Below are 25,852 nucleotides of genomic sequence, written 5' to 3'. Positions count from 1 at the left end.
CCTCCCCCTCGCTCCGCCGGGCACTACCGCCCGGCGGAGTGTCGCTCCACTCGGCGCCGCCCGGCGCAAAGCCATTGAACGACGCTCCGCTTCCTGGATACTGTATGCAATCACAGTCCAGGAGATCTCGATGGAGCTCGCCGACAAGCTGATCATTCTCGCCGATGCCGCCAAGTACGACGTGTCCTGCGCCAGCAGCGGCGCGCCCAAACGCAGCTCGAAGGGCAAGGACGGCCTGGGCTCGACCGATGGCATGGGCATCTGCCACAGCTTCACCCCGGATGGGCGCTGCGTGGCGCTGCTCAAGGTGCTGCTGACCAACTTCTGCCAGTACGACTGCCAGTACTGCGTCAATCGCCGCAGCAGCAACGTGCCGCGGGCGCGCTTCACGCCCGAGGAAGTGGTGCAGCTTACCCTCGACTTCTATCGACGCAATGTCATCAGCGGACTGTTCCTCAGCTCCGGCATCATCCGCTCCTCCAACTACACCATGGAGCAGATGACCCGGGTCGCCCAGCTGTTGCGCGAGCAGCACCAGTTCCGCGGCTACATCCACCTCAAGACCATTCCCGACGCCGATCCCGAGATCATCGCCCAGGCGGGTCTCTATGCCGACCGCCTGTCGGTCAACATCGAGCTGCCCACCGAGAGCAGCCTGATCAAGCTGGCGCCGGAAAAGAACGGCAGCAGCATCCGCAAGACCATGGGCAACATCCGTCTGGGCCTGGAAGAAGCCGAGGCCGAAGCCAAGGCGCCGCGCTTCGCCCCGGCGGGCCAGAGCACCCAGATGATCGTGGGCGCCGATGCCACCGACGACCGCACCATTCTCGACACCGCCCAGACGCTGTACGGCGCCTATCGCCTCAAGCGGGTCTACTATTCGGCCTTCAGCCCCATCCCGGAAAGCCCGGGCACGGTGCCGCTGCAACCGCCGCCGCTGCTGCGCGAGCATCGCCTGTACCAGGCCGACTTCCTCATGCGTGGCTATGGCTTCCAAGCGGATGAGTTGCCCACCGAGGACGGCCAGCTGCCGCTGGACGTGGATCCCAAGCTGGCCTGGGCGCTGCACAATCGCGCCATCTTCCCGCTGGATCTCAATCGCGCCGACCAGGCGCTGATCGCCCGGGTACCCGGCATCGGCGTGCTCTCGGCCAAGCGGCTGGTGGAGCTCAGACGCGAGCGGCGCATCCGCTACGCCGACCTGATCCGCCTGAAATGCAGCGTGGAAAAGGCGCGCCCCTTCATCGTCACCCAGGACTATCGCCCGCAACCGCGCCTGGCCGAGTCCCTGGACCTGCGCCGGCAGCTCGCCGAACCGCCCGCCCAGCTCGCCCTGCTCTAGATGCAGAGAGTCGATTTCGACGGCACCTTCGCCGGCTGGCGCAAGGAGGCGCGGCGGCTGTTGCAGGCTGGTATCCCGCCGGCCCAGGTGAGCTGGCAGGAGAGTCGCGGCCTGGGCGATCTGTTCGACGAACCGGCCGAAGTCGTGGCGCCCCCGCCCAGCGGCGCCATACGCATCCCGCCGCAACTGGCCGAAGCCCTGACCTACGCCGCCTGCTTTCGCAGCGACGATCGCTGGGCGCTGCTTTACCAGGTGCTCTGGCGCGTCGCCCGCGGCGAACGGGCAGCCATGCTGGCCGGTGACGAAGACGGCAGCGAATTGCAGCGCCGGGTCAAGGCGATCCGCCGCGAGATCCACCATGTGCATGCCTTCCTGCGCTTTCGGCCGCGCGCGGAAAGCGCCGGTCCGCCGGCCTGGGTGGCCTGGCACCAGCCAGCCCACGACGTCCTGGCCCTGGCGGCGCCGCACTTCTGCGACCGCATGGGCAACAGCAGCTGGCTGATCGCGACTCCCGAAGCCGCTGCGCTCTGGGACGGTCAGGCGCTGCAACTGGTGGAGCCCTGCCCCGCCGAACTGCAACGCCTGGCCCGGCAGACGCCGGAAGACGACGACCGCAACGCCGGTGACGAACTCTGGCGCGCCTACTACCGCAGCACCTTCAATCCGGCGCGGGCCAATCCGCGCACCCTGAGGGGCAACATGCCGGCGCGTTTCTGGAAGGATCTGCCGGAAGGGCCGCTGATCCCGGCGCTGCTCAGCGAGGCGCGGGCCGGCGCCCAGCGCCTGGCCCAGGCCGAGGCCGTAGGTCGCCAGAGCGGTCGCGAGGTGCTGATCGCGGCCGAGCGCGCCCAGCCCGAACGCCCGCTGCCCACCACCCTCGACGAGTGCCGTCGCTGCGAACTCTGGGAAAAGGCCACCCAGCCGGTGGCCGGCGAAGGCCCGCGCACCGCGCGCATCCTGCTGCTGGGCGAACAGCCCGGCGATCAGGAGGACCTGGCGGGCCGGCCCTTCGTCGGCCCGGCCGGGCAGGTGCTGATGGCGGCGCTGGCCGAAGCCGGCCTCGAGCGCAGCGAGGTGTTCCTCACCAATGCGGTCAAGCACTTCAAGTGGATTCCCCAGGGCAGAAGACGCAAGCACGTCACCCCGGGACCGGAGATCGCCCCCTGCCGCTACTGGCTGGAGCAGGAATTGCGCGACATCCAGCCGACGGTCGTGGTGGCCCTGGGCTCGACCGCCCTGGAAGCCCTGCTCAAGCGCAAGCCGAGGGGTCTGGCGCAATTCATGGGACGACCCCTGCGACTGGACGAGCGCTGGATCATCGCCACCTATCACCCCTCCTACATCCTGCGCACCCCGGATGCCGAACAGCAGGACCAGGCGCGCCAGGCCCTGGTCGCCGCCCTGCGCGAGGCCAGGGCCCTGGCAGCCGGCAGCACAGCCGAAGGCTAGCGGAAGCGCTTGGGCGGCTCGTCGCCCATGTCCACCGAGAGGTTGCGGGTGATCTGATTGAGGTGATCGGCATCCGTTTCCGAACCCAGCTTGATCATCAGGCGCAGGTCGTTGGCGGAATCGGCGTGGGCCAGGGCGGCCTCGTAGGTGATCTCGCCATCGCGATAGAGCCCGTAGAGCGACTGGTCGAAGGTCTGCATGCCCAGCTCGCCGGACTTCTTCATCAGCGCCTTGAGTTCGTGCACCTCGCCCTTGCGAATCAGGTCGGCGACCAGCGGGGTGTTGAGCAGCACCTCGATGACCGCGCGGCGGCCCTGGCCATCGATGGTGGGCACCAGTTGCTGGGCGACGATGCCCTTGAGGTTGAGCGAGAGGTCCATCCAGGTCTGGCTGTGCCGATCGGCCGGGAAGAAGTGGATGATGCGGTCCAGCGCCTGGTTGGCGTTGTTGGCGTGCAGGGTGGCCAGGCACAGGTGGCCGGTCTCGGCGAAGGCCAGGGCGTGCTCCATGGTGTCCCGGCTGCGGATCTCGCCGATCATGATGACGTCCGGCGCCTGGCGCAGGGTGTTCTTCAGCGCCACCTCGAAGGACTCGGTATCGATGCCCACCTCACGCTGGGTGACGATGCAGCCCTGGTGCTGGTGGATGTACTCGATGGGGTCCTCGATGGAGATGATGTGCCCCGCCGAGTTCTTGTTGCGGTGGCCGATCATGGCCGCCAGCGAGGTGGACTTGCCGGTGCCGGTGGCGCCGACGAAGATCACCAGGCCGCGCTTGGTCATGGCCAGCTTCTTGATGATCTCCGGCAGGCGCAGCTGCTCGACGGTGGGGATGTTGACCTCGATGCGGCGCAGCACCATGCCCACCAGGTTGCGCTGGTAGAAGGCGCTGACCCGGAAGCGGCCGATGCCGCGGGCGCTGATGGCGAAGTTGCACTCGCGCTTCTGTTGGAATTCCTGGCGCTGCTCGTCGTTCATCACCCCCAGCACCAGGGCCCGGCACTGCTCGGGCGTGAGCGAGTCCTTGGTGACCGGCGTCATGCGCCCGTTGATCTTCATCGAAGGGGGCACGCCGGTGGTGATGAAGAGGTCGGACGCCCCCTTGTCCACCATCAGCTGCAGGAACCTGTCGAAATCCATCAGAAGTTCTCCGGCGTCTTGGCCTTCTCGCGGGCCGCGTCGCGGCTGATCAGGCCCTTGGCCAGGAGCGCCTTGAGGCACATGTCCAGGGTCTGCATGCCCAGGCCGCCACCAGTCTGGATCGAGGAATACATCTGCGCCACCTTGTCCTCGCGGATCAGGTTACGGATGGCCGGCGTGCCGATCATGATCTCGTGGGCCGCTACCCGGCCGCCGCCGACCTTCTTGAGCAGGGTCTGGGAAACCACCGCCTGCAGGGATTCGGACAACATGGAACGCACCATCGACTTCTCTTCCGCCGGAAAGACGTCCACCACCCGATCGATGGTCTTGGCCGCCGAGGTGGTGTGCAGGGTGCCGAACACCAGGTGCCCGGTCTCGGCCGCGGTCAGCGCCAGGCGGATGGTCTCCAGGTCACGCAGCTCGCCCACCAGGATGATGTCCGGGTCTTCGCGCAGCGCCGAACGCAGGGCCTCGGAGAAGCCCAGGGTGTCGCGGTGCACCTCGCGCTGGTTGACCAGGCACTTCTTGGATTCGTGGACGAATTCGATGGGATCCTCGATGGTGAGGATGTGGTGGTACTTGGTGTTGTTGAGGTAGTCGAGCATGGCCGCCAGGGTGGTGGACTTGCCCGAGCCGGTCGGCCCGGTCACCAGCACCAGGCCGCGCGGGACGTCGGTGATCTTCTTGAACACCTCGCCCATGCCGAGCTCTTCCATGCTCAGCACCTTGGACGGAATGGTTCGGAACACCGCGCCGGCACCGCGATTCTGGTTGAAGGCGTTGACCCGGAAGCGCGCCACACCCGGCACCTCGAAGGAGAAGTCGGTCTCCAGGAATTCCTCGAAGTCCTTGCGCTGCTTGTCGTTCATGATGTCGTAGATCAGCGCGTGCACCTGCTTGTGCTCGAAGGCCGGCAGGTTGATGCGGCGCACGTCGCCGTCGACGCGGATCATCGGCGGCAGGCCGGCGGACAGGTGCAGGTCGGAGGCGCCTTGCCGCGCGGAAAAGGCCAGCAATTCGGTGATATCCATGGGACTCCCAGATGTCGAGCAAGCAGGTAGAATGCCGCGCAGCACTGGCGGTCTGACCTGGTCACCGCCACTCACTCATCCGGTACGCCGAGGCCTGCCGGATGCGCCGACGCAAGCAGGGGCTGAATGTCCACGATAGCCGAGAATAGCGCAACCGTACTCGAACGCATCGCCGCCGCCAGCCGGACGGCAGGCCGCGATCCCGCGACTGTCGGCCTCCTGGCGGTGAGCAAGACCAAGCCCGCCGCCGCCTTGCGCGAGGCCGCCGTCGCCGGTCTGCGCGACTTTGGCGAGAACTATCTGCAGGAGGCGCTGGACAAGCAGCCGGCGCTGGCCGACCTGCCCCTGGTGTGGCATTTCATCGGTCCCATCCAGTCCAACAAGACCCGCGCCATCGCCAGCCATTTCGACTGGGTGCATTCGGTGGATCGCCTGAAGATCGCCCAGCGCCTGGCCGAGCAGCGCCCGCCCGAGCGCGGCCCGCTGAACATCTGCCTGCAGGTCAACGTCAGTGGCGAAGCCAGCAAGTCCGGCTGCCACCCCGACGAGCTGCCGGCCCTGGCCGCCGCGGTCAGCCGGTTGCCCAACCTGCGCCTGCGTGGCCTGATGGCCATCCCCGAACCCACCGACGACCCGGCCAGCCAGCGCGCCGCCTTCGCCCGGCTGCGCACCCTGAGCGAAGCCCTGAACCTGGGCCTGGACACCCTGTCCATGGGCATGAGCCAAGATCTGGAAGCCGCCATCGCCGAGGGTGCCACCTGGGTCCGCGTCGGTACCGCCCTCTTTGGCGCCCGCGACTACGGCGCCGCCTCTTCAACCTAGGAAGTCTCGATGAACGACACCCGCATCGCCTTCATCGGCGCCGGCAACATGGCCGGGGCCATCATCGGCGGCCTGCTCGCCCAGGGCGTGCCGGCCCGGCAGCTGAGCGCCAGCAATCGCAATCCGGCCAAGCGCGAAGCCCTGGCCCGGGAGCACGGCATCCGCGTCGAGGCCAGCAACAGCGCCGTGCTCGCCGACGCCGACGTGGTGGTGCTGGGGGTGAAGCCCCAGGTCATGGGCGAGGTCTGCCAGGAACTGGCCCCCCATCTGCGTCCGGACCAGCTGATCGTCTCGGTCGCCGCCGGCATCACCTGCGCCAGCCTGACCCGCTGGCTGGGCCCGCGCGCGCTGGTGCGCTGCATGCCGAACGTGCCCTCGCAGCTGCGCCTGGGCGCCAGCGGCCTGTTCGCCAATGACCAGGTCAGCGCCGAGCAGCGCGCCCGTGCCCAGGAGATCCTCGCCGCGGTCGGCCTGGCCCTGTGGGTCGAGGAAGAACAGCAGCTGGACGCGGTCACCGCCGTCTCCGGCAGCGGCCCGGCCTATTTCTTCCTGCTGATGGAAGCCATGACCCAGGCCGGCACCAAGCTCGGCCTGCCGGCCGAGGTCGCCCAGCAACTGACCCTGCACACCGCCCGCGGCGCCGCCGCCATGGCCTGCCAGGGTGACCGCAGCCCCGAACAATTGCGTCGTTCGGTGATGTCCCCCAAGGGCACCACCGAGCGCGCCATCGAAACCTTCCAAGCCGGGGCCTTCGAGGACCTGGTGGAAGAAGCCCTCACCGCCGCGGCCGACCGGGCTGCGGAACTGGCCCAGTTGCCGGATCGATAAGGAGTATCCATGTCCGCTCTCGCGCAAGCTCTCGTCTACGTCATCCAGACCCTCGGCAGTCTCTATCTGCTGATCATCCTGCTGCGCTTCATCCTGCAGCTGGTCCGGGCCGACTTCTACAATCCGCTGTCGCAATTCACCGTGCGCGCCACCCAGCCGCTGCTCAAGCCGGTGCGACGCATCATTCCCGGCTTCGGCGGCGTCGATCTGGCGGCCCTGGTGCTGGCCGTGCTGGTCCAGCTGGCGCTGATGATGGTCGTGGTGGTGCTGCTCGGCGCCAGCATCGGCGGCCTGTTCCCCGCCCTGCTGATCTGGGCCCTGCTCGGCGTGGCCTCGCTGTTCCTCAAGGTGTTCTTCTTCGCCCTGATCGTCAGCGTCATCCTCTCCTGGGTCGCGCCCCAGACCCACAATCCGGCCGCCGAACTGGTCAACCAGATCTGCGAGCCGCTGCTGGCACCCTTCCGCCGCATCCTGCCGAGCCTGGGCGGGCTGGATCTGTCGCCGATCTTCGCCTTCATCGTGATCAACCTGCTGGACCGCTTCGTCATCGGCCAGCTGGCCGCGGCCACCGGCATGCCGCAGATTCTCGCGCCCTTCCTCTGACGCACCACTCGCGCACCCGCCACGACCGCCCGCCGCGTCGTGGCGGAGGCGCCATTGACGTCCTCTGGACGCTGGGGCACCGTCCAGCCTTTGCTGTTCAGGTCAAGGAAGTCCCCTATGGAACGCCTGTTCCGCCACGTCGATGCCTATGCCGCGTGGAAAGCCGAACTCGACACCCAATTGGGCCGCTACCGCGACTGGTTGCAGCGTAATCGTCTGGCCTCCCCGGCCCTGGACGCCGCCCTGGCGACCTGCCAGAGCGAATTGCAGGCCGACGGCATCACCCTGGCCTTCGCCGGCGAGTTCTCCCGCGGCAAGACCGAACTGATCAACGCCCTCTTCTTCGCCGACTACGGCCAGCGCATGCTGCCGTCCCAGGCCGGGCGCACCACCATGTGCCCCACCGAGATCTTCTTCGACGCCGGGGCCGACGGTCCCTATCTGCAGCTGCTGCCCATCGACAGCCGCCTGGACGAACGCAGCCTGACCGCCTGGCGCAAGGCGCCCGAGGCCTGGCAGCGCTTCGCCCTGGACGACAGCCACGCGGACGCCATGGCCGCCCTGCTGGCCAAGGTCACCGAGACCCGCGAGGTGGAAACCGCCGTCGCCGTGCAGCTGGGCTTCGATCCCGAGCAACTGGAACAACTCGACAGCGACGGCCTGGTCAGCATCCCGGCCTGGCGCCATGCGCTGATCAGCATCGATCATCCGCTGCTGCGCCAGGGCCTGCGCATCCTCGACACCCCCGGCCTCAACGCCCTGGGCGCCGAACCCGAGCTGACCCTGTCGCTGCTGCCCCACGCCCAGGCCGTGCTCTTTCTCATCGGTGCCGACACCGGCGTAACCGCCTCGGACCTCGCGCTCTGGGAGCAGTGCGTCAAGCCGTCCCTGGGCGATGCCCCGGAGCGACTGTTCGCGGTGATGAACAAGATCGACAGCCTCTGGGACGACCTCGGCGGCGTCGCCCATGTCGCCCAGTCGCTGGAAAACGTCCGCCAGGCCAGCGCCCGGCAACTGGCGCTACCAGCCGAGCACATCCTGCCGCTGTCGGCCAAGCAGGCCTTGCTGGGCAAGGTCCGCGGCGATCTGGAACTGCTCGCGCGCAGCCAGCTGGACAGCCTCGAACAGTTGCTCGCCGAACGCATCGTCGGCGCCCGCGAGCGCCTGCTGCAGCAGCGCATCGTGCAGCAGGCCAGTGGTCTGCTGGGTGCCAGCCGGACCCTGATCGAGCAGCGCCTGGAAGCCATTCGCGCCCAGTACGCGCAACTGGCCGACGAGGAATTGCCCGGTGCCGGCCTGGAATTGCAGACCGCGCGCACCCGCCAGGAATACGACCTCTATCACCGCCGCCTGCTGGATCTGCGCACCACCCAGAACATGTTGGCCGGGCAGCGCAAGCTGCTGACCGACCTGGTCGCGCCGGAACGCCTGGACGCCCATCTGGACACCGCGCGCCGGGAATTCCGCACCAGCCTGACCACCGTCGGCATCAACCAGTCCATCGCCCGCTTCTTCCGCGTGGTCGAGCATGACCTGCTGGCCCTGGACAACGAGGCGGACCGGGCCAACAAGGTGCTCGGCGCGGTCTACCAGCGGCACAATGTGGAGAATCCTCTACACCCCCTGGAAGCGCCGCGGCTACGCATCCGCCCCTATGTCCGCGAGCTGCGCCAGCTGCAACTCAAGACCGAGGAGGTCCAGCGCCAGGTCAAGACCCTGCTCACCGAGCAGAGCGCCCTGGCCCGCCGCTTCTTCGCCACCGTGGCCCAGGAGGTCCAGGCCCTGCAGGAAGGCGCCCATGCCCAGGTGCTGCGCTGGAACGACGGCGCCCTGACCCCGCTGGTGCAGCACACCCGCGAGCAGAAGCAGCTGCTGGAAACCAGCATGCTGGCGCTCAAGCAGCTCACCCAGCAGAACCTCAACAGCCAGGAACAGGTGCGGCGCCTGCAGGTGCACGAGGACGTCCTGCACCGGCAGCTCAGCGAGGTCAGCGACATGCTCAAGCAGATCAGCCGGCCGGCCCCTTCCCAGCGCCACGACAACGTGGTCACCCTGCCGCTGGCGCGGGTCGGCTAGCCCCATCCGCCACCCGAGGCGCGGCCCCTGACCGCCGCGCCACGGCTGCCCTTGCCGCTCCTGGCGACGCTCTTTAGACTGGCGAGCCCCGCCCCGGACGAGCCGTCAATGCCCAGCGTCATTCCCGAAGATTCCGTCGGCCTGGTCACCCCCGAGCTGCTGCACTTCAACGAGCCCCTGGCCCTGGCCTGTGGCCGCACCCTGCCGGCCTACGACCTGATGGTCGAGACCTATGGCGAACTCAACGCCAGCCGCAGCAACGCCGTGCTGATCTGCCACGCGCTCTCCGGCCATCACCACGCGGCCGGCTATCACAGCCTCGACGACCGCAAGCCGGGCTGGTGGGACAGCTGCATCGGTCCGGGCAAGCCCATCGACACCCGCAAGTTCTTTGTCGTCGCCCTCAACAACCTCGGTGGCTGCAACGGCTCCACCGGTCCCAGCAGTCCCAATCCCGACACCGGCCGCGCCTATGGCGCGGACTTCCCGGTGCTGACCGTGGAAGACTGGGTCAACAGCCAGGCGCGGCTGGCCGATCGCCTGGGCATCGCGCAGTGGGCGGCGGTGATCGGCGGCAGCCTGGGTGGCATGCAGGCGCTGCAGTGGACCATTAGCTATCCCGAGCGCATCCGCCACTGCCTGGCCATCGCCTCGGCACCCAAGCTGTCGGCGGAAAACATCGCCTTCAACGAGGTGGCGCGCCAGGCCATCCTCTCGGACCCGGACTTCCATGCCGGGCACTTCCAGGAAAAGGGCGTGATCCCCAAGCGCGGCCTGATGCTGGCGCGCATGGTCGGCCACATCACCTACCTGTCCGACGAGGCCATGGGCGAGAAATTCGGTCGCGAACTCAAGACCGACCAGCTCAACTACGACTTCCACAGCGTCGAATTCCAGGTGGAGAGCTACCTGCGCTACCAGGGCGAGGAATTCTCCGGCCGCTTCGACGCCAACACCTACCTGCTGATGACCAAGGCGCTGGACTACTTCGATCCGGCCCACGCCCATGGCGGCGACCTGGCCAAGACCCTGGCCGGGGTGCAGGCACGCTTCCTGATCGTCTCCTTCACCACCGACTGGCGCTTCTCGCCGGCGCGCTCCAAGGAGATCGTCAACGCCCTGATGGCCGCGCGCAAGGACGTCAGCTACCTGGAGGTCGACGCCCCCCAGGGTCACGACGCCTTCCTCATCCCCATCCCGCGCTATCTGCAGGCCTTCTCCCACTACATGACCCGCATCGAGGTATAGCTGCCGTGCGCGCCGATCTGGACATCATTCAGGAATGGATCCCCGCCGGCAGCCGGGTCCTCGACCTCGGTTGCGGCACCGGCGAGTTGCTCGCCTGGCTGCGCGATCACAAGCAGGTCACCGGCTACGGCCTGGAGATCGACCCGGACAAGATCGCCGAATGCCTGCTCAAGGACGTCAACGTCATCGAGCAGGATCTCGACGGCGGCCTGGCCAACTTCGCCAGCGACAGCTTCGACGTGGTGGTCATGACCCAGTCGCTGCAGGCCATGCAGTACCCCGATTGCATCCTCCAGGAGATGCTCAGGGTCGGTCGCCAGTGCATCATCACCTTTCCCAACTTCGGTCACTGGCGCTGCCGGCTGTACCTGGGCGGCCGGGGGCGGATGCCGGTCTCCGACTTCCTGCCCTACACCTGGTACAACACGCCGAACATCCACTTCTGCACCTTCGAGGACTTCGAGCGCCTCTGCCGCGAACAGCGCGCCCAGGTGCTGGATCGCCTCGCTGTGGACCGCCTGCATCGTCATGGCTGGGCCAGCAAGCTGTGGCCCAACCTGCTCGGCGAGATCGGCATCTACCGGGTCAGCGCGCCGCGCCTGCAGGAGCATCGCGTCGCGATATGACGTAAGGCACGGGGGGCGCATCCAGCCCGGGCACGGCTTCGCGTACAATACGCCGCCCTTCTCAACGCGACGCGGAGTCTCCCATGTCCGACCTTACCGAACTGGTGCTCGCCAGCCACAACGCCGGCAAGCTCAAGGAACTCCAGGCCATGCTCGGCGACCGGGTGCGGGTGCGCTCGGTGGGTGAATTCAGCCAGGTGGAGCCCGAGGAAACCGGGCTGTCCTTTGTCGAGAACGCCATCCTCAAGGCACGCAACGCGGCGCGGCTGTCCGGTCTGCCGGCCCTGGCCGACGATTCGGGCCTGGCGGTGGACGCCCTCGGCGGCGCCCCCGGTATCTATTCCGCGCGCTACGCCGACGGCCAGGGCGATGCGGCCAACAACGCCAAGCTGCTCGAGGCCTTGAAAGAGGTGCCCGACGCCGAGCGCACTGGCCAATTCGTCTGCGTGCTGGCGCTGGTGCGTCACGCCGACGATCCGCTACCGGTCCTCTGCGAAGGCCTCTGGCCCGGGCGCATCCTGCATGCCGCCCAGGGCGAGCATGGCTTCGGCTACGATCCGCTGTTCCAGCCCGATGGCGAAGCGGTCTCCGCAGCCGAACTGGCGCCGGCGGAAAAGAACCAGCGCAGCCATCGCGCCCGCGCCATGGCCCAGCTCAAGCAACGGCTCGGCCTGTGACCCAGGTGTTCGCCCTGCCGCCACTGGCGCTCTACATCCACATCCCCTGGTGCGTGCGCAAGTGCCCCTATTGCGACTTCAACTCGCATGCGGCCGGTCCGACCCTGCCGGAAGCGGAGTACGTCGACGCCTTGCTGGCGGATCTGGACAGGGACCTGGTCCACGTCCATGGCCGCCCGCTGACCTCGATCTTCTTTGGCGGCGGCACGCCCAGCCTGTTTTCCGCCGAGGCCCTGGGGCGCCTGCTGGACGGCGTGGCCCGGCGCCTGAGCTTCGCGCCGGACATCGAGATCACCCTGGAAGCCAACCCCGGCACCTTCGAGCAGGCCAAGTTCGTCGCCTATCGCGGCCTGGGCATCAATCGGCTGTCGATCGGCATCCAGAGTTTCCAGGACGCCAAGCTCAAGGCCCTGGGGCGTATCCACGGGCGCGAGGAAGCCATCCGCGCCGCCGACCGGGCGCGCGCCGCCGGTTTCGACAACTTCAACCTGGACCTCATGCACGGCCTGCCCGAGCAAAGCGTGGCCGATGCCCTCGGTGATCTGGAGCAGGCCATCGCCCTGGCGCCCACGCACCTGTCCTGGTACCAGCTGACCATGGAGCCCAACACGGTGTTCTGGAGCCAGCCGCCGGAGCTGCCCGAAGACGACACCCTCTGGGACATCCAGGAAGCCGGCCAGGCGCGGCTGGCGGCCGCCGGCTACGGGCAATACGAGACCTCCGCCTATGCCCAGCCCGGGCGCCAGGCGCGGCACAATCTCAACTACTGGGGCTTCGGCGACTTCCTCGGCATCGGTGCCGGCGCCCACGCCAAGCTCAGCGCGCCGGACGGTACCCTGCTGCGCACCTGGAAGACCCGCCTGCCCAAGGACTACCTGGATCCGGCCAAGGCCTTCCAGGCCGGCGCGAAAGCTCTGGAGCCGGCCGATCTGCCCTTCGATTTCATGATGAACGCCCTGCGCCTGATCGACGGGGTGCCCGCCGCCTGGTATCCGCAGCGGACCGGCCAGTCACTGGACAGCCTGGCGCCGGCGCTGGCCGCGGCGCGCCGCGCCGGCCTGCTGGCCGAGGACGAGGAGCGCCTGCGCCCCACCGCCCGCGGCCAGCTGTTCCTGAACGACCTCTTGCAATCCTTTCTGCCTGACTGACGAGGAGCTCTGCCTTGGACTTCGTACTCGACCATATCGCCGACCTCTCCCGCTGGAGTCGCAGTCACCTGGACGAGGTGGCCCTGGCGGTCACCGCCACCCTGCTGGTGCTGTTCGGCAGCCAGGTCAACGCCTTCATCCAGGCGCGCCTGGGCAGCCTGCCGACCGCCGTCCGGGTCCCGGCCTTCGCCCTGGCCTGCCTGGCCATCTATGGCGCCGCCATGACCTTCCTGACCCCCTGGGTGGTCAAGGGCCTGGCGCAGTTCAACAACTACGCCCTGGCCCCGGTGCTGCTGATCGGCGTCTGTCTGCTGGGCGTGCTGGCCGAGCGGCGCGGCTAGCGGTCGGCGGCGCGGATAGCGTCCAGCAGGCACTCCAGGGATTGCGGGCGCCCCAGCAGGAAGCCCTGGAAGGTGTCCACGCCCAGGTCCTTGAGCAATTCGAACTGGGCCTGGGTTTCCACCCCTTCGGCGACGATCTGCATGTCCAGTGCGCGGCACAGGCTGACGATGCCGGCCAGCAACTGCCGGGATCTGTCGTCGGCGTCCACCGCCAGCAGAAAGCTGCGGTCGATCTTGATGGTGTCGAAGGGCAAGCGGTGCAGATAGCCCAGCGACGAATAGCCGGTGCCGAAGTCATCCATCGCCACCCGAAAGCCCTGCTCGCGCAACAGGGCCAGGCGCCGCTCCGGGGTGCCCTTCTGCAGGAACACCGACTCGGTCACCTCCAGCTCCAGGGCCCTGGGCGCGATAGCGAATTCGGCGCAGGCCGCCGCCAGGACTTCGACCAGTTCATCATCGGCCACCTGCAGCGGCGAGATGTTGACCGCCACCGGGATCTGCAGGCCGGCGTCCTGCAGGGCCCGGGCGCAACCGGCCGCGCGGCGGATGGCCAGGCGCCCGAGGGCCGAGGCCATGCCGTTCTGCTCGGCCAGGGCGACGAAGACATTGGGCGGCACGGCGCCGACGCCCGGACAATTCCAGCGCGCCAGCAACTCGGCGCTGATCATGCGCTGACGGGCATCGAACTTGGGCTGCAGCACAAAGGTGATCAGCTCGGCCTCGATGGCGCCATGCAGATGGGCCAGCAGGGTCACCTTGCTGCGCGCCTCGCTGGTCAGCTGCGGATCGTAGCAGCGCACCCGGCTCTTGCCGGCCGCCTTGGCCGCGTACATGGCGGCATCGGCGTTGCGCAACAGGGTCTCCACATCCAGCCCCTCTTCGGGCGCCAGACTCAGGCCGATGCTGGCCGATACGCGGATATCGTGGCCGGCGATGCATTGCTGGCGCCCCACCGCCTGCACCAGCTGCTCGGCCACCTGGCGGGCCTGGTCACGATCGCTCACGTCCAGCAGCGCAACGAATTCATCGCCACCCCAGCGCGCCAGTACCTCGCCGGCGCCCAGCACCTGGCGCAACTCCCGCACCAGGGCACAGAGCAACTCGTCACCGGCCGCATGGCCCAGGGAGTCGTTGACCTCCTTGAAGCCATCGACATCGATGAACAGCACCGCCAGGTTGCCGGTCTCCTCCAGCTTCTGCAGGCGCGTCTCGAAAGCCTGGTAGAAGGAGGTCCGGTTGGGCAGCTGGGTCAGGGCATCGCTCAGGGCCATGCGTTCCAGGGCCTGCTCGGCGCGCTTGCGCTCGGTGATGTCCCTCAGGCTGGCGACCACATAGCCTTCGCGATCCGCCTCGCCGGCAAAGCGACTCAGGCTGATCTCCACCGGCGTGACGCGCTTGGCGGAGACGTGGAACTGGGCTTCGCACAGGGCATAGCCGTCGCGCTCGAAGGTGCGGATAGCCGCCTCGGGCAACTTGATGTAGTGCGACAGGTACTGGCCGCTGACACTGCGCTCCGCGCTGAGCATCAGGGCGCGCAGGGCGTCATTGGCTTCGATGATCTGACCGCTTTCGGTCAGCACGGCCATGGCGTCGCGGCAGAGGGCGAAGGCCGAGGCGATGAGGTGCAGCGAGCGTTCGGTGCGCTGCCGGGCGCTGCGTTCGACTTCGAGCCAACGCCGTACGGCGTGCAATTCGGCCGCCGGCGAGTCGGGGCGTACCAGGTCCGTCATCGGATCCGGCCTGCACGAAGGGCGGCGCGGAGCCGGTTGGCTTTCTCGGGAAGGGCTGACATCCAGATGTCTCTGTGAATTCGACTGCAACCGCCATCACAGCAGGGCAATTGGCCATCATGCCAATTGCCCTTCGGCAGCTCAAGCTCGATTCGTCAGAGATACACGGTCAGCTCTGGCGTTCGAACTTGAGATCCCAGACCCCATGCCCCAGGCGTTCGCCACGGCGCTCGAACTTGGTGATGGGTCTTTCCTCGGGGCGCGGCACATAGCCCGAGGCGTCGCCGAGATTACGGTAACCCGGGGCGGCGTTCATGATCTCGAGCATGTGTTCGGCATAGGCCTGCCAATCGGTGGCCATGTGCAGCACCCCGCCGACCTTGAGCTTCTGCCTGACCAGCTCGGCGAAGGCCGGCTGGACGATCCGCCGCTTGTGGTGGCGGCTCTTGTGCCAGGGATCGGGAAAGAACAGCAGCACCCGGTCCAGGCTGGCATCGGCCACGCACTGGCGCAGCACCTCCAGGGCATCGCAGCTGTAGACCCGCAGATTGGTCAGTCCCTGGGTCATGGCACCGTTGAGCAGCGCTCCCACGCCCGGGCGATGCACCTCGACGCCGATGAAATCCTGCTCCGGCGCAGCAGCGGCCATTTCCAGGGTGGAATGGCCCATGCCGAAGCCGATCTCGAAGGTGCGCGGCGCCTGGCGCCCGAACACCTGGTCGAAATCCCGCAGGCCGTCGGTCAGCTCCAGACCGAAGCGCGGCCAACCCTGGTCGAGACCGCGTTGCTGGCCTTCAGTCATGCGGCCGGCGCGCATCACGAAGCTCTTGATGGTGCGCCGGGGGCGGTCGGGGGTCTGGTCGTCTTGATGATCGGTCATGGCGTTATCGATAGTGGGAAAAAGAGACGCCCGGCAGAGGCCGGGCGCGTGACGGAGGGCGCCAGGTCCTAGTTGACCAGGCCATCCAGCGGCGAAGACGCCGTGGCATAGAGCTTGCGCGGCATGCGCCCGGCCAGATAGGCCAGGCGACCGGCGACGATGGCGTGCTTCATGGCTTCGGCCATCAGCACCGGCTCGCGGGCATGGGCGATGGCGCTGTTCATCAGCACCGCTTCGCAGCCCAGCTCCATGGCGATGGTGGCGTCGGAGGCGGTACCCACCCCGGCATCCACCAGCACCGGCACCTTGGCCTCTTCGAGGATGATGCGCAGGTTGTAGGGATTGCAGATGCCCAGACCCGAGCCGATCAGACCGGCCAGCGGCATGACGGCGATGCAGCCGATGGCTTCCAGCTGGCGGGCGACGATGGGGTCGTCGCTGGTGTAGACCATGACGTCGAAGCCGTCGGCGACCAGGGTTTCGGCGGCCTTGAGGGTCTCGATGACATTGGGGAACAGGGTCTTCTGGTCGGCCAGAACTTCCAGCTTGACCAGGTTGTGGCCGTCGAGCAGCTCACGCGCCAGGCGGCAGGTGCGCACCGCTTCCACCGCGTCGTAGCAGCCGGCGGTGTTGGGCAGGATGGTGTAGCGCTCGGGCGAGATCACGTCGAGCAGGTTGGGCTCGCCGGGCGTCTGGCCGATGTTGGTGCGGCGCACCGCCACGGTGACGATCTCGGCGCCGGAGGCCTCGATGGCCACGCGGGTCTCTTCGAGGTCACGATACTTGCCGGTACCGACCAGCAGGCGCGAGGCATAGGTACGCCCGGCCAGGGTGAAGGGAGTGTCTTTCATCTGGATTCCTCTTTCGCGGCTAGCCGCCGCCGATGGCGTGGACCACTTCCAGCCGGTCGCCGTCCGCCAGGGCGGTGGTGGCGTGCTGGCTGCGCGGCACGATGTCGAGGTTGCGTTCCACCGCCACTCGCCGTCCGGTCAGGTCGAGACGCACGAGCAGGTCGGCGACGGTGGCACCGTCCGGCAATTCAAGGGATTCGCCGTTCAACAGGATCTGCATGGCAAAGGCATCGTCACGGGGTGAGCCGGCATTCTACGCCGGTCGGGCGTTCATTGCAGCGGCGCCGGGCCGGGAACGACGGCCAGTGCGCGCTCAGAGGCTGCTCAGACGCCAGGCGAGGATGGCCAGGCAGGCCCAGCCGGCGAGAAAGCACAGGCCGCCGAAGGGAGTGATGATGCCCAGCCGCGAGAAGCCGGTCAGCGTCAGCAGATAGAGGCTGCCGGAAAACAGCAGGATGCCGGCGATGAAGAAGCCACCGGCCCAGGCCACCAGGCGCCCCTGGAAGTGCAGCGACAGCAGGGCGATGCCAAACAGCGCCAGGGCGTGGATGAGCTGATAGAGCACGCCGGTCTGGAACACCGCGAGGTAGTCGGCGGTGAGCCGGCCCTTGAGTCCGTGGGCGGCGAAGGCGCCGAGTCCGACACCGGTGAAGCCGGCCAGGGCCGCGAACAGCAGGAAGAGACGCAACATGGGTTTTACCGGGCGATGGGAGAGAAGCGCTGGTTATAATGGCCCGCTAACCGCCAAAGACCAAGCCGATGCTGCTCACCCTCCTCCGCCGTCTCCTGCGTATCGCCCTCTGGTTCGCCGCCCTCAGCGCCGCCCTGGTGCTGATCCTGCGCTGGGTCCCGCCGCCGGGCAGCATGCTGATGGTGGAGCGCAAGGTCGAATCCTGGATCGACGGCAAGCCCATCGATCTGCAGCGCGACTGGCGGCCCTGGAAGGAACTGCCGGACGATCTCAAGATGGCGGTGATCGCCGGTGAAGACCAGCACTTCGCCGAGCACTGGGGCTTCGACATGGCGGCGATCCGCCAGGCCTTCAGCCACAACGAAGCCGGCGGCTCCCTGCGCGGCGCCAGCACCATCAGCCAGCAGACCGCCAAGAATCTCTTTCTCTGGAGCGGCCGCAGCTATCTACGCAAGGCCTTCGAAGCCTGGTTCACCGTGCTGCTGGAAACCTTCTGGTCCAAGCAGCGCATTCTCGAGGTCTATCTCAACAGCGTGGAATGGGACGACGGCGTGTTCGGCGCCGAGGCCGCGGCCCGCCACCATTTCGGCATAGGTGCGCCCTATCTCTCCGACCGCCAGGCCAGTCTGCTGGCCGCGGTGCTGCCCAATCCTCGCGAATGGAGCCCGAGCCGCCCCAGCGCCTACGTCGCCGAACGCGCCGCCTGGATCCGCCAGCAGGAACGCCAGCTGGGCGGCAGCGACTACCTGCGACGGATGACCGGGCAGTAGGGTGGAAAACGGCGCAGCCTTTTCCACGGGATACCCGACGCACTGCCTACAGGACGCTAACGCTAACGCGTGGAAAACACTGCGCGGTTTTCCACCCTACCCGCGTTTGATCGCGGCCATGGGCCGCTCCTACGGACTACCGGCATTTCTAGCAGCGGCCGCATGGAGAGCACCTATGTCGCCGAACCTGCCGCCTGGGTTCGCCAGTTTGGCAGCAGCAACTATCTGCAGCGGGTGACCGGGCAGTAGCGTGGAAAACGCTGCACGGTTTTCCACGCTACCGACTCAATCGCAGCCATGTGCCGCTCCTACAGAATATCCGGCTGCTGTAGGAGCGGCCCATGGCCGCGATAGCGCTGGACCGGCCTGTACTTTGGGTCACAACAGGCGACTTCGCAGGCAAAAAAAACCGCACCCCAGGGTGCGGTTCTTCGAGCAGAGCCCGGATCAGGCGGCGATGTTGCCCTTGAGCTTGTTCATCGCGTTCTTCTCCAGCTGACGGATACGTTCCGCCGAGACGTTGTACTTGGCCGCCAGCTCATGCAGCGTCGCCTTTTCCTCGGCCAGCCAGCGCTGGTAGAGGATGTCGCGGCTGCGGTCGTCCAGGCGCTCCAGAGCCTCGTGCAGATTGGCCGTGGAACTGTCGGTCCAGTCGGCTTCTTCCAGCTGACGCGCCGGATCGTAACGGCTGTCTTCCAGGTACTGGGCCGGCGACTGATAGGCCGCGTCGTCATCGGCATCGCTGGCCGGGTCGAAGGCCATGTCATGGCCGGTCAGACGGCTTTCCATCTCACGCACTTCCCGGGGCTCGACACCCAGGGTTTCGGCCACGCGATGGACCTCGTCGTTGTTCAGCCAGGCCAGTCGCTTCTTCTGGCTGCGCAGGTTGAAGAACAGCTTGCGCTGCGCCTTGGTCGTGGCGACCTTGACGATCCGCCAGTTGCGCAGGATGAATTCGTGGATTTCGGCCTTGATCCAGTGCACGGCAAAGGACACCAGGCGTACGCCCATTTCGGGATTGAAGCGCTTCACGGCCTTCATCAGGCCGACGTTGCCTTCCTGGATCAGGTCGGCCTGGGCCAGACCATAGCCGGAATAGCTCTTGGCGATATGCACCACGAAACGCAGATGCGCGAGCACCAACTGCCGGGCGGCCTCGACGTCTTCCTTGTAGAAGAGGCGCTCGGCCAGTTCACGCTCCCGCTCCGGAGTGAGCAGCGGAATGCTGTTCACCGAATGCACATAGGCTTCCAGGCTGGCGCCGGGAACCAATGTAGGAACAGGTTGCAACGAAGTGGTCATGCGAATCCTCCGATTCACTAAGCACTGGGCAGTCTAACACTGATTTTTTGGACAGCGCCAGACTAGCCGAGGTTCCCTTAACCCCAGCTGAAAACCACCGTGAAAGCCATGTGCCATAAGGGGATTAGACCGTTTCCGGAGGTGTCGGAAACGGCCGTTCGTCAGCGCGGGGCGAGTTCGCGCAAATGACGGGCAACCGCCAGCCAGGCGCCGATGTAGCCGAGCAGCACGGCGCCGATCAGCAGCTGCAGCCCGTCCTCGAGGGCGACGCTGCCCAGGGCGAAATCGCTGCCGTAGAGGCCGGCCAGATCCAGCACCGCGGCGTTCAGCCAGTTCAGGCCGAACACCAGCAGGGCCCAGGCGGCGATGCCGGCGCCCAGGCCGAACAGCGCCCCCATGTAGAGGAAGGGCCGACGCACGTAGCCGTCGGTACCGCCCACCAGCTTGACCACCTCGATCTCGGTGCGGCGATTCTCGATGGCCAGGCGAATGGTGTTCCCGATCACCAGCAGCAGGGCGATCACCAGCACCACGGTCAGGCCGAAGACGAAGCGCTCGCCGAGCTTGAGGATGGCGGTGAGGCGCTCGACCCACTGCATGTCCAGCTGCACCTGCTGCACGCCGTTCATCTCGGCCAGCTGGCTGCGCAGCATGTCGAGGCGACTCTTGTCGATTTCCTTGGGGGTCACGGCGATCACGCCGGGCAGCGGATTCTGCGGCAATTCGCGCAGCGCCTCACCGAGGCCGGCGTCCTGTTGCAATTCCTTCAGGGCGTCGTCCGGGCTGATCCAGCGTGCCTCGGCCACATCGGGCAGGACCTTGATCTGGCTCATCAGCACCTCGGCCTGGTCCTGACCGGTGCGCAGGTCGAGGAACACCGAGATCTGCGCCGCACGCTGCCAGGAGCCACCCAGGCGCTCGACGTTCTTCAGCAGCAGCGACACGCCCATGGGCAGCGCCAGGGCGATGCCCATCACCAGACAGGTGAGGAAGGTGCCTATGGGCTGCTGCACCATGCGCCTGAGGCTGTCCCTCAGACCGGTGCGGTGGGCTTCGAGGTAGGCATGCAGCGGGCTGCGCCAGTCGCTCTTGGGTTTCTTCGGGGCCTGGCGCTGCGGACGCTGGGGCTTGCCGCCCTGTTCCTGGCCACGGGGCAGTTCGGTGGCGCTCATGGCTGGCTCTCCTCTTCGTCGCCGATCAGGCGGCCGCGCTGCAGGGTCAGCATGCGATGGTGCAGCCGGGCGATGAGGGCATGGTCGTGACTGGCGATCAGCACCGTGGTGCCGAGGCTGTTGATGTCCTCGAAGACGCCCATGATCTCCGAGGCCAGGCGCGGATCGAGGTTGCCGGTGGGTTCGTCGGCGAGCAGCAGGGCCGGCCGATGCACCACGGCGCGGGCGATGCCGACCCGCTGCTGCTGGCCGGTGGAGAGCTCGGCCGGATAGTCGTCGAGCTTGTCCTTGAGGCTGACCCGCTCCAGCGCCGCGGCCACGCGCTTGGCGATCTCGGGCTTGGACAGGCCGAGGATCTGCAGCGGCAGGGCGACGTTGTCGAACACGGTGCGGTCATAGAGCAGCTGGTGGTTCTGGAAGACCACGCCGATCTGCCGGCGCAGGAAGGGAATCTGCGCATTGGTAATGCGCGAGATGTCCTGGCCGGCCAGGGTCAGCTTGCCGCCGGTGGGCCTTTCCATGGCCAGGATCAGCCGCATCAGGGTGCTCTTGCCGGCGCCGGAATGCCCGGTGACGAAGAGGATCTCGCCGCGTTCGGCACGGAAGCTCAGTTCCTGCAGGCCGACGTGACCGTTGGGATAGCGCTTGGAGACGCGGTCGAACTGGATCATGAGACGCCCCGCTCCGCGAACAGGGCCTGGACGAAGGGCCGCGCCTCGAAGGGCCGCAGGTCGTCGATACTCTCGCCGACGCCGACATAGCGGATCGGCAGGGCGCTCTGCTTGGCCAGGGCGAAGATCACCCCGCCCTTGGCGGTGCCGTCGAGCTTGGTCAGCGCCAGGCCGGTCAGGGGCACCGCGTTGTGGAATTGCTTGGCCTGGTTGAGGGCGTTCTGGCCGGTACCGGCGTCCAGCACCAGCAGGGTCTCGTGGGGCGCCGCCTCGTCCAGCTTGCCGATCACTCGGCGCACCTTGCGCAGCTCTTCCATGAGGTTGTCCTTGGTGTGCAGCCGGCCGGCAGTGTCAGCGATCAGCACATCGATGCCGCGGGCCTTGGCCGCCTGGACGGCGTCGAAGATCACCGAGGCGGAATCGGCGCCGGTGTGCTGGGCGATCACCGGGATGCGGTTGCGCTCGCCCCAGACCTGCAGCTGCTCGACCGCTGCGGCACGGAAGGTGTCGCCGGCCGCCAGCATGACCTTCTTGCCTTCGTTCTGCAGCCGCTTGGCCAGCTTGCCGATGGTGGTGGTCTTGCCGGCGCCGTTCACGCCGACAACCAGGATGACATAGGGCTTGTGCGAGGTATCGATCACCAGGGGCTGTTCCACCGGCAGCAGCATCTCGGTGAGCTCCTGCTGCAGCGCCTGATAGAGCGCCTCGCTGTCGGCCAGCTGCTTGCGCGCCACCTTCTGGGTCAGGTTGCGCATGATGACGCCGGTGGCCTCGACGCCGACGTCGGCGGTCAGCAGGCGGGTCTCCAGCTCTTCGAGCAGGTCGTCGTCGATGGCTTTCTTGCCGAGGAACAGACTGGCCATACCTTCGCCGAGACTGGCGCTGGTCTTGGACAGGCCCTGGCGCAAGCGGGCGAAGAAGCCCAGCTTGGCCGGTTCGGCCGGGGTGGCGGCGACAGCGGGTGGAGCGGGTTCGGGTTCGGGCGCAACCACCTCGGGCTCAGGACGGACCGGGGCGACGGGCGCAACGGGTACGACCGGGGCGGGAGCAGGCTCAGGCACCGGCATAACCGGAGGCAGCGGCGCGACCGGCACAGCCACTGGTTCGGGCTCGGGCTCCGGCTCGGGCGCCCTAGCCGGCTCGACCTCGACCGGAGGCACGATGGGATCGGCCACCAGCGGCTCGACCAGCGCCGTGAGCGCCACCGGCGACGGCGCCTCCTCTTCGGCGACCGGCACCGGGGTCAGCGAGGGAATCGCCTCCGGCGGTTCGGGCACCGGCTCCGGGTGCTGCACCGGCTCGCTGGCCAGCGGCTCGGGCAGGCGCTCCTCGGCTTCAGGCGCGGGGGCTTCGGCAGGCGTCTCTACGGGTTCGGCAGTCTTCTTGCGGAACCAGCCGAACAGGCCTTTCTTCTCCGTGGGGGGAGACTTCTTGTCGTCGGATCCAAACATGCGGGGCTCTGTATCGAACGGACGAACCGGCTGCGGGAGCTCCGCCAGGCGGGGCTCGACCGTCAGGCATGGCCGTCGGGAAAAGGGATGCGTATCCTAGCAGCCTGCCGGGCGGAAGACCTCCCCGTCGGCGAAAAACGCGCGACCGTCCCCAGGACGCAGCCGCTTCGTCCCCTACCGCGCTACAAGGCCTGCTCTCGCGATGCCCGCCTCCCGCTCCCGTCGGACCGCCCTGGTCGTCCTGCTCAGCCTGCTCCCCGCCTTCGCCCTGGCCACGGCCAGCCGGCAGAACACCGAGGAATTCACCCTCGACAACGGCCTCAAGCTGGTGGTCCGCGAAGATCACCGGGCGCCGGTCGCCGTGGTGCAACTCTGGTACCGCGTGGGTTCGAGCCTGGAGGCGCCCGGGGCGACCGGCCTGTCCCATGCTCTGGAACACCTGATGTTCAAGGGCAGCCGCAAGCTCGGTGCCGGCGAGGCCTCGCACCTGCTGCGCGACCTGGGCGCCGAGGAAAACGCCTTCACCACCGACGACTACACCGTCTATTACCAGCTGCTCGCCCGCGATCGCCTGCCCGTGGCCCTGGAGCTGGAAGCCGATCGCATGCAGCACCTGCGCCTGGAACCGGACGAAGTCAGCCGCGAGCTGGAAGTCATCAAGGAAGAGCGCCGGCTGCGCACCGATGACCGGCCCGAGGCGCTGTCCTTCGAGCGCTTCAAGGCCGCCGCCTACCCGGCCAGCGGCTACCGCAACCCCACTATCGGCTGGCCCCAGGACCTGCAGCGCCTCGGCGTGGACGACCTGCGTCGCTGGTACCAGACCTGGTACGCACCCAACAACGCCACCCTGGTGGTGGTCGGCGATGTCGAACCCCAGGCAATCCGCGCCGAGGTGCAGCGCTGGTTCGGCGGCATTCCCCGCAGCGACCTGCCCGCGCCGCGGCGGCCGCTGGAACTGCCGGCGCCGGGCGAGCGGCGCCTGGCCCTGCAGGCCCGCGAACTGCCCAGCCTGCTGATGGGCTTCAACGTGCCCAGCCTGGCCACCGCTGCCCAGCCGCGCGATGCCTATGCGCTGCAATTGCTGGCCGCCCTGCTCAGCGGCGGTTCGGGGGCGCGCCTGCCCAGCCGTCTCGAACGCGGCGCGGAAGTGGCCAGCAGCGTGCGCGCCGCCTATGGCGCCTACACCCGTGGCGACAGCCTCTTCCTGCTCAGCGGCACCCCCAACACCCCGCGCGGCAAGACCCTCGACCAGCTGGAAGCGGCCTTCTGGGCGCAACTGGAGCTGCTCAAGCGCGAGCCGCCCAGCACCGAGGAACTGGCCCGCGTCCGCGCCCTGCTGGTGGCCGGGCTGGTCTATGGCCGCGACTCCATCACTGCCCAGGCCAGCAGCATCGGCCAGCTGGAAAGCGTCGGCCTCGGCTGGCGCCAGGGGGATCGGCTGCTCGACGAACTGGGCCGGGTCACCCCCGACGACCTGCGCCGGGTGGCCCGCACCTACTTCATCCGCGAGCGCCTGACCCTGGCCCAGCTCGAGCCCGCAGCCACCGCGGAGAATCGTCCATGAAGCCGCTGCTCTGGCTGTCGCTGTGCCTGCTCGCGGGCTGCCAGTCCCCTACCCCGGTCGGCGATCTGGCGCGCGCCTATCCGGCTGTAGACAGTCTCAAGACGCTCAAGGACGCGCCGCCCCTGGGGCGCCAGCTGGACATCCAGCGCTGGCGCACCGCCGAGGGCGCCCAGGTGCTGTTCGTGCCGGCGCCGGAATTGCCGATGTTCGACGTGCGCCTGATCTTTGCCGCCGGCAGCAGCCAGGATGGCGCCACCCCGGGCCTGGCCATGCTGACCAACGGCCTGCTCAACGAAGGCACCCCGGGACGCGATGCCGGCGCCATCGCCGATGGCTTCGAGCGCCTGGGCGCCGACTTCAGCAACGGCGCCTATCGTGACCAGGCGGTGGCCGGCCTGCGCACCCTCGCCGATCCGGCCCACAGCGAACCGGCCCTGGCGCTGCTGGCCGACGTGGTAGGTCGCCCGACCTTTCCCGCCGAGGCCATCCAGCGCATCCGCGACCAGCTGCTGACGCTGATCGCCGCCAGCCGTCGCGAACCGGCGAACCTGGCGGGTGAGGCGCTGCAGGAACGTCTCTACGGCAACCACCCCTATGCCCATTCGCCGCGGGGCACGGCCGCTGGCCTGGCCCGCCTGGACGCGGCCAGCCTCCGGGCCTTCCATGCCCGCGCCTATGCCGCCGGCAATGCCGTGATCGCCCTTACCGGCGATCTGGATCGGACCCGCGCCGAGCAGATCGCCGCCCAGCTGTCGCGCGCCCTGCCCCGCGGTCCGGCCCTGCCGCCGCTGCCCGTGCCGGCTCCCGCCGCGCCGGCGCGGGTGCAACTGGAGGTCCCGGCCCAGCAGACCCGCCTGCTGCTCGGTCAGCTCGGCATCACCCGCCGCGATCCCGACTATGCCGCCCTCTTCGTCGGCAACCAGATCCTCGGCGGTGGCGGTTTCGGCAGTCGCCTGATGACCGAATTGCGCGAACGCCGCGGCCTCACCTACGGTGTCAGCTCGGGCTTCACCCCCATGCGTCAGCCGGGTCCCTTCACCATCGGCCTGCAGACCCGCGCCGAACTGGGCGATGCCACCCTGGCGCTGGTCCGCGACCTGCTGCGCGACTACCTGGCCCAGGGTCCCACCCAGGCCGAACTGGACCGCGCCAAGCGACAGATCGAAGGCAGCTTCCCGCTGGCCAACGCCAGCAACGGCGCCATCGTCGCCCAGCTGGGCAACATCGGCTTCTACGACCTGCCCAGCAGCTACCTGGACGACTTCCTTCAGCAAGTCCGCCGCCTGACGGTGGAACAGGTGCATGCGGCCCTGCAGCGCCACCTCGATCCCGAGCGCTTCGTCGTGGTCAGCGCCGGCCCGCGGGTCGCCCAGCAGCCGCTGCCGCCCCCCCGCCCTCTTCCCAACCTGCCGCCCAGCGGCGTTCCGGAGCACTAGC

The 25,852-nt window shown here is 67.9% G+C and carries 25 protein-coding genes; 14 read left to right on the top strand and 11 right to left on the bottom strand.

The annotated features are described in order from the left end of the window. Positions 1 to 130: 130 nt before the first annotated feature. Both QKY98_RS18625 and QKY98_RS18620 read left to right on the top strand, forming a co-directional pair. Entirely contained in the window at positions 131 to 1,342 is a 1,212-nt protein-coding gene (locus QKY98_RS18625) for a putative DNA modification/repair radical SAM protein (protein ID WP_027602931.1), read from the top strand. Beyond that, positions 1,343 to 2,791: a UdgX family uracil-DNA binding protein gene (locus QKY98_RS18620; protein ID WP_027602930.1), complete on the top strand. Its 1,449-nt coding sequence runs from the start codon at positions 1,343 to 1,345 to the stop codon at positions 2,789 to 2,791. Here the strand turns inward: QKY98_RS18620 and QKY98_RS18615 are convergent. Both QKY98_RS18615 and pilT read right to left on the bottom strand, forming a co-directional pair. Continuing rightward, positions 2,788 to 3,930 (bottom strand): PilT/PilU family type 4a pilus ATPase, encoded by a 1,143-nt coding sequence (locus QKY98_RS18615; RefSeq protein ID WP_007161667.1) that lies wholly within the window; start codon positions 3,928 to 3,930, stop codon positions 2,788 to 2,790. The genes QKY98_RS18620 and QKY98_RS18615 overlap by 4 nt on opposite strands. Then, positions 3,930 to 4,964, bottom strand: coding sequence for a type IV pilus twitching motility protein PilT (gene pilT, locus QKY98_RS18610; RefSeq protein WP_007161666.1), 1,035 nt, complete (start codon positions 4,962 to 4,964; stop codon positions 3,930 to 3,932). The genes QKY98_RS18615 and pilT overlap by 1 nt, the downstream gene beginning before the upstream one ends. A gap of 126 nt (positions 4,965 to 5,090) precedes the next feature. Between pilT and QKY98_RS18605 the strand changes: the two genes are divergently transcribed. From QKY98_RS18605 to QKY98_RS18565, 9 genes are all read left to right on the top strand, one after another. Next, positions 5,091 to 5,786 (top strand): YggS family pyridoxal phosphate-dependent enzyme, encoded by a 696-nt coding sequence (locus tag QKY98_RS18605; protein ID WP_027598884.1) that lies wholly within the window; start codon positions 5,091 to 5,093, stop codon positions 5,784 to 5,786. Positions 5,787 to 5,795: 9 nt separating this feature from the next. Next, on the top strand, positions 5,796 to 6,614 hold the full coding sequence (proC, locus tag QKY98_RS18600) for a pyrroline-5-carboxylate reductase (protein WP_027602928.1): 819 nt from the start codon (positions 5,796 to 5,798) through the stop codon (positions 6,612 to 6,614). Between the two features lie 9 nt (positions 6,615 to 6,623). Beyond that, a complete protein-coding gene (locus tag QKY98_RS18595; protein ID WP_007161663.1) occupies positions 6,624 to 7,217 on the top strand; it encodes a YggT family protein in 594 nt (197 codons plus the stop codon). A 117-nt stretch (positions 7,218 to 7,334) separates the two neighbouring features. Next, on the top strand, positions 7,335 to 9,293 hold the full coding sequence (locus QKY98_RS18590) for a dynamin family protein (protein WP_284671375.1): 1,959 nt from the start codon (positions 7,335 to 7,337) through the stop codon (positions 9,291 to 9,293). 108 nt (positions 9,294 to 9,401) lie between these two features. Then, positions 9,402 to 10,541 (top strand): homoserine O-succinyltransferase MetX, encoded by a 1,140-nt coding sequence (gene metX / locus QKY98_RS18585; protein ID WP_007161661.1) that lies wholly within the window; start codon positions 9,402 to 9,404, stop codon positions 10,539 to 10,541. A gap of 5 nt (positions 10,542 to 10,546) precedes the next feature. Further along, positions 10,547 to 11,167: a methionine biosynthesis protein MetW gene (gene metW / locus QKY98_RS18580; RefSeq protein WP_284671374.1), complete on the top strand. Its 621-nt coding sequence runs from the start codon at positions 10,547 to 10,549 to the stop codon at positions 11,165 to 11,167. Positions 11,168 to 11,250: 83 nt separating this feature from the next. Continuing rightward, positions 11,251 to 11,844: an RdgB/HAM1 family non-canonical purine NTP pyrophosphatase gene (rdgB, locus tag QKY98_RS18575; protein ID WP_042136668.1), complete on the top strand. Its 594-nt coding sequence runs from the start codon at positions 11,251 to 11,253 to the stop codon at positions 11,842 to 11,844. Continuing rightward, entirely contained in the window at positions 11,841 to 12,992 is a 1,152-nt protein-coding gene (gene hemW, locus QKY98_RS18570) for a radical SAM family heme chaperone HemW (protein ID WP_284671373.1), read from the top strand. The genes rdgB and hemW overlap by 4 nt, the downstream gene beginning before the upstream one ends. 14 nt (positions 12,993 to 13,006) lie before the next feature. Further along, on the top strand, positions 13,007 to 13,333 hold the full coding sequence (locus tag QKY98_RS18565; RefSeq protein WP_007161657.1) for a DUF3392 family protein: 327 nt from the start codon (positions 13,007 to 13,009) through the stop codon (positions 13,331 to 13,333). On the opposite strand, the gene QKY98_RS18560 is transcribed toward QKY98_RS18565, so the two are convergent. From QKY98_RS18560 to QKY98_RS18540, 5 genes are all read right to left on the bottom strand, one after another. Next, complete coding sequence (locus QKY98_RS18560) at positions 13,330 to 15,063, bottom strand: putative bifunctional diguanylate cyclase/phosphodiesterase (RefSeq protein WP_027598890.1); 1,734 nt, start codon at positions 15,061 to 15,063, stop codon at positions 13,330 to 13,332. The genes QKY98_RS18565 and QKY98_RS18560 overlap by 4 nt on opposite strands. 169 nt (positions 15,064 to 15,232) lie before the next feature. Further along, a complete protein-coding gene (gene trmB / locus QKY98_RS18555; protein WP_027598891.1) occupies positions 15,233 to 15,943 on the bottom strand; it encodes a tRNA (guanosine(46)-N7)-methyltransferase TrmB in 711 nt (236 codons plus the stop codon). Between the two features lie 68 nt (positions 15,944 to 16,011). After that, on the bottom strand, positions 16,012 to 16,794 hold the full coding sequence (locus QKY98_RS18550; protein WP_007161654.1) for a thiazole synthase: 783 nt from the start codon (positions 16,792 to 16,794) through the stop codon (positions 16,012 to 16,014). A gap of 19 nt (positions 16,795 to 16,813) precedes the next feature. Continuing rightward, complete coding sequence (thiS, locus tag QKY98_RS18545) at positions 16,814 to 17,014, bottom strand: sulfur carrier protein ThiS (protein ID WP_007161653.1); 201 nt, start codon at positions 17,012 to 17,014, stop codon at positions 16,814 to 16,816. A 93-nt stretch (positions 17,015 to 17,107) separates the two neighbouring features. After that, complete coding sequence (locus QKY98_RS18540) at positions 17,108 to 17,485, bottom strand: DUF423 domain-containing protein (protein WP_144956219.1); 378 nt, start codon at positions 17,483 to 17,485, stop codon at positions 17,108 to 17,110. 68 nt (positions 17,486 to 17,553) lie between these two features. Here QKY98_RS18540 and mtgA point away from each other — a divergent pair, with 68 nt between their 5' ends. Next, on the top strand, positions 17,554 to 18,255 hold the full coding sequence (gene mtgA / locus QKY98_RS18535; RefSeq protein ID WP_007161651.1) for a monofunctional biosynthetic peptidoglycan transglycosylase: 702 nt from the start codon (positions 17,554 to 17,556) through the stop codon (positions 18,253 to 18,255). A 447-nt stretch (positions 18,256 to 18,702) separates the two neighbouring features. Here the strand turns inward: mtgA and rpoH are convergent, their stop codons facing one another. From rpoH to ftsY, 4 genes are all read right to left on the bottom strand, one after another. Beyond that, complete coding sequence (gene rpoH / locus QKY98_RS18530) at positions 18,703 to 19,557, bottom strand: RNA polymerase sigma factor RpoH (RefSeq protein WP_007161649.1); 855 nt, start codon at positions 19,555 to 19,557, stop codon at positions 18,703 to 18,705. Positions 19,558 to 19,718: 161 nt separating this feature from the next. Further along, positions 19,719 to 20,729 carry a permease-like cell division protein FtsX gene (ftsX, locus tag QKY98_RS18525; RefSeq protein ID WP_007161648.1) on the bottom strand — a complete coding sequence of 337 codons (1,011 nt, stop codon included), beginning with the start codon at positions 20,727 to 20,729 and terminating at the stop codon, positions 19,719 to 19,721. Further along, on the bottom strand, positions 20,726 to 21,400 hold the full coding sequence (gene ftsE, locus QKY98_RS18520; protein ID WP_007161647.1) for a cell division ATP-binding protein FtsE: 675 nt from the start codon (positions 21,398 to 21,400) through the stop codon (positions 20,726 to 20,728). The genes ftsX and ftsE overlap by 4 nt, the downstream gene beginning before the upstream one ends. Beyond that, positions 21,397 to 22,851, bottom strand: a complete 1,455-nt coding sequence (ftsY, locus tag QKY98_RS18515; protein WP_042136657.1) for a signal recognition particle-docking protein FtsY — start codon at positions 22,849 to 22,851, stop codon at positions 21,397 to 21,399. The genes ftsE and ftsY overlap by 4 nt, the downstream gene beginning before the upstream one ends. A 202-nt stretch (positions 22,852 to 23,053) precedes the next feature. Between ftsY and QKY98_RS18510 the strand changes: the two genes are divergently transcribed. Both QKY98_RS18510 and QKY98_RS18505 read left to right on the top strand, forming a co-directional pair. Next, positions 23,054 to 24,415: a M16 family metallopeptidase gene (locus tag QKY98_RS18510; RefSeq protein WP_284671372.1), complete on the top strand. Its 1,362-nt coding sequence runs from the start codon at positions 23,054 to 23,056 to the stop codon at positions 24,413 to 24,415. Further along, entirely contained in the window at positions 24,412 to 25,851 is a 1,440-nt protein-coding gene (locus QKY98_RS18505; RefSeq protein WP_074584078.1) for a M16 family metallopeptidase, read from the top strand. Before QKY98_RS18510 ends, QKY98_RS18505 begins: the two co-directional genes overlap by 4 nt. Position 25,852: the final 1 nt, after the last annotated feature.

Origin of the sequence: Pseudomonas sp. HR1 (assembly GCF_030175875.1) — a bacterium.
GTDB lineage: Bacteria > Pseudomonadota > Gammaproteobacteria > Pseudomonadales > Pseudomonadaceae > Chryseomonas > Chryseomonas oryzihabitans.
This window is presented reverse-complemented; position numbering and strand designations above follow the sequence as displayed.

Coding starts and splice junctions, on each gene's coding strand:
- QKY98_RS18625 (WP_027602931.1), top strand. CDS start 131: ATGGAGCTCGCCGACAAGCTGATCATTCTCGCCGATGCCGCCAAGTAC.
- QKY98_RS18620 (WP_027602930.1), top strand. CDS start 1,343: ATGCAGAGAGTCGATTTCGACGGCACCTTCGCCGGCTGGCGCAAGGAG.
- QKY98_RS18615 (WP_007161667.1), bottom strand. CDS start 3,930: ATGGATTTCGACAGGTTCCTGCAGCTGATGGTGGACAAGGGGGCGTCC.
- pilT (WP_007161666.1), bottom strand. CDS start 4,964: ATGGATATCACCGAATTGCTGGCCTTTTCCGCGCGGCAAGGCGCCTCC.
- QKY98_RS18605 (WP_027598884.1), top strand. CDS start 5,091: ATGTCCACGATAGCCGAGAATAGCGCAACCGTACTCGAACGCATCGCC.
- proC (WP_027602928.1), top strand. CDS start 5,796: ATGAACGACACCCGCATCGCCTTCATCGGCGCCGGCAACATGGCCGGG.
- QKY98_RS18595 (WP_007161663.1), top strand. CDS start 6,624: ATGTCCGCTCTCGCGCAAGCTCTCGTCTACGTCATCCAGACCCTCGGC.
- QKY98_RS18590 (WP_284671375.1), top strand. CDS start 7,335: ATGGAACGCCTGTTCCGCCACGTCGATGCCTATGCCGCGTGGAAAGCC.
- metX (WP_007161661.1), top strand. CDS start 9,402: ATGCCCAGCGTCATTCCCGAAGATTCCGTCGGCCTGGTCACCCCCGAG.
- rdgB (WP_042136668.1), top strand. CDS start 11,251: ATGTCCGACCTTACCGAACTGGTGCTCGCCAGCCACAACGCCGGCAAG.
- QKY98_RS18560 (WP_027598890.1), bottom strand. CDS start 15,063: ATGACGGACCTGGTACGCCCCGACTCGCCGGCGGCCGAATTGCACGCC.
- trmB (WP_027598891.1), bottom strand. CDS start 15,943: ATGACCGATCATCAAGACGACCAGACCCCCGACCGCCCCCGGCGCACC.
- QKY98_RS18550 (WP_007161654.1), bottom strand. CDS start 16,794: ATGAAAGACACTCCCTTCACCCTGGCCGGGCGTACCTATGCCTCGCGC.
- thiS (WP_007161653.1), bottom strand. CDS start 17,014: ATGCAGATCCTGTTGAACGGCGAATCCCTTGAATTGCCGGACGGTGCC.
- QKY98_RS18540 (WP_144956219.1), bottom strand. CDS start 17,485: ATGTTGCGTCTCTTCCTGCTGTTCGCGGCCCTGGCCGGCTTCACCGGT.
- mtgA (WP_007161651.1), top strand. CDS start 17,554: ATGCTGCTCACCCTCCTCCGCCGTCTCCTGCGTATCGCCCTCTGGTTC.
- rpoH (WP_007161649.1), bottom strand. CDS start 19,557: ATGACCACTTCGTTGCAACCTGTTCCTACATTGGTTCCCGGCGCCAGC.
- ftsX (WP_007161648.1), bottom strand. CDS start 20,729: ATGAGCGCCACCGAACTGCCCCGTGGCCAGGAACAGGGCGGCAAGCCC.
- ftsE (WP_007161647.1), bottom strand. CDS start 21,400: ATGATCCAGTTCGACCGCGTCTCCAAGCGCTATCCCAACGGTCACGTC.
- ftsY (WP_042136657.1), bottom strand. CDS start 22,851: ATGTTTGGATCCGACGACAAGAAGTCTCCCCCCACGGAGAAGAAAGGC.
- QKY98_RS18510 (WP_284671372.1), top strand. CDS start 23,054: ATGCCCGCCTCCCGCTCCCGTCGGACCGCCCTGGTCGTCCTGCTCAGC.
- QKY98_RS18505 (WP_074584078.1), top strand. CDS start 24,412: ATGAAGCCGCTGCTCTGGCTGTCGCTGTGCCTGCTCGCGGGCTGCCAG.